Origin of the sequence: Corynebacterium sp. MSK204, from assembly GCF_030229885.1 — a bacterium.
Classification (GTDB): Bacteria; Actinomycetota; Actinomycetes; order Mycobacteriales; family Mycobacteriaceae; genus Corynebacterium.
The window spans coordinates 1-974 of sequence record NZ_JASPGQ010000052.1; the positions used below are offsets into that span (position 1 = coordinate 1).

Genomic DNA, 974 nt, shown 5'->3' on the forward strand with positions numbered 1-974 from the left:
ATATCCTGCGCAAGGCCGCGAAATATTTTGCTTAAAGCAACTCACTGGTGATCCGCTTCCAGTTTGTCTATGACCACCGAACCGAGTACTCGGCTCACACGGATGTGTCACGTGTTAAAGCTCAATCGCTCCTCGTTTTATAAATGGGTCCAAACCCGTGAACAGCGCAGGTTAAAGATGTGTTCCGATGCCGCTATTGGTGCAAAAATCAAGACCACTTTTGATGATGAGCACGGGCTTTATGGTGCTAAACGCATCGCTGCAAGCCTTAAAGCCGATACGAGCTTTGGCCCGATAAGTCACAAGAAGGTCGCCCGCATCATGAAAGCCATGGGACTTAAAGGCTTTACCAAGCGCCGCCGATGTGTCACTACCAGGCGCAAGCCTGGCCACCGTGTCATGCCGGACTTAGTAGGCCGTAAATTCACAGCTGATAGACCAAACCACGTCTATGTTGGCGACATTACGTACCTGCCGTGTAAGGGTGGCAAGAACATGTACCTTGCCACGGTCATCGACGTCTACTCTCGCAAACTTGTCGGTCATGCACTCGCGGATCACATGCGGGTATCGCTGGTTATCGAGGCTTTGTCTCATGCCAGAAAGGTCCGCGGAAGCCTTAAAGGGGCAATTTTCCATTCTGATCATGGCAGTGTGTACACCTCACAGGCGTTTGGGGACCACTGCGCCCAGCTTGGTGTGCGTCAATCCATGGGAGCAGTGGGAACGAGTGCTGATAACGCCCTAGCAGAATCCTTTAACGCCACCTTAAAGCGTGAAGTACTGCGTGATAGGAAACTCTTTGAAAGTCCAATCAGCTGCCGCCAGGAAATCTTCCGGTGGTGCATGCGCTACAACACGCGTAGGCGGCACTCCTGGTGCAACCTTCTAGCCCCCGATGACTTCGAAGCGCTTAATTCAGCTACACTGACCCAAGCAGCATAACTAACCCCCGACGTGTCCACTTTCTGGGG

At 52.4% G+C, this 974-nt stretch carries 1 pseudogene; it reads left to right on the plus strand.

Annotation, left to right across the window (positions count from 1 at the left end):
* Positions 1-945, plus strand: a pseudogene (locus QP908_RS11740) (IS3 family transposase); the annotation flags it as partial.
* Between the last annotated feature and the right edge of the window lie 29 nt (positions 946-974).